This window comes from Chryseobacterium sp. 2TAF14, from assembly GCF_052115105.1.
In the GTDB taxonomy this organism is placed as follows: Bacteria; Bacteroidota; Bacteroidia; order Flavobacteriales; family Weeksellaceae; genus Chryseobacterium.
On sequence record NZ_JBFRGA010000329.1, the window covers coordinates 1 to 1173 of the forward strand.

The 1173-nt window shown below is 35.5% G+C and carries 1 protein-coding gene; it reads right to left on the bottom strand.

The genetic code is table 11. The features are described 5' to 3' along the window. Positions 1 to 195 precede the first annotated feature (195 nt). On the bottom strand, positions 196 to 1173 hold a 978-nt coding region (nhaA, locus tag AB4Y90_RS17990), incomplete at its 5' end, for a Na+/H+ antiporter NhaA (protein WP_441558930.1).

Consider the following 1173-nt stretch of genomic DNA (forward strand, 5'->3'; position numbering starts at 1 on the left):
GAGGAAATTAAGAATAGAAAAACTGCTTTCAGATGAGATCAAAAGAGAAGCAAAAAATTATCATTCCGAAAATTCTGAACCCAATTTAGACGGTGATGATGAGCATAGAAGACCTTATGCAGAGAAAAAAGAAGAATGAGTTAAATCAGGATTTGAGAACTTTACTAAATTATATATTTTAAAGAAATCGTATCGTTAAGATGAAACAATTCTTCTGCGTCTTCTTATTCTCTTCTTTTTTGAACTTAATTTTAAAATCAGATATCCGGAAACTGCTGCGATAAATGAAGCAATCAGAATCGCAAATTTAGCTTCATCCTGAAAATCAATTTCATGTTTAAAAGAGAGGAGTGCAATAAATATTGACATCGTAAATCCTATTCCTGCTAAAAGACCTACACCAATCATCTGATTCCATGAAGATCTTTGCGGAAGAGCGCTTATTTTTAGTTTTACGGCAATCAGTGAGAAAAGATTTATTCCTATTACTTTTCCCAAAACAAGTCCGCCAATTATTCCCAATCCTAAACTATTGAATAATCCGTCAACCATGCTGCTGTTAAAGGCAATATTGGTATTGGTTAACGCAAAAATAGGCATTATAATAAAGTTTACCGGAAAATGCAGTGAATGTTCCAGCTTTTCTAAAGGTGAGATTTTGGTCTTTGAAACATTTGTCGGAATGCTAAATGCGAGCAAAACTCCTGCAATCGTAGCATGGATTCCTGAATGATGGAGGCAATACCACAAAAATATTCCCGGAACGATGTAAAAAATAAGTTTGGTGACCTTTAAAAAATTTAATAAAAATAAAACTACCGCAATACCCAAAGACAACAATAAATAGATCCAGTGAATCTGCTCGGTATAAAAAATAGCAATCACCAAAATAGCCCCCAAATCATCTACAATTGCCAATGCTGCTAAGAAAATTTTGAGCGAAGCCGGAACCTTTTTTCCTAACATTGAGACGATTGCCAGAGAAAAAGCAATGTCTGTTGCCATAGGAATTCCCCATCCGTTGCTGTAATCTGTTCCAGAATTGAATGCAACATAAATCATTGCAGGAATCGCCATTCCTCCGACTGCAGCAAAAATAGGGAGTGAAGCATTTTTAAAAGACGAAAGCTCACCTTCTACAAGCTCTCTCTTGATTTCGAGTCCCACCAAAAG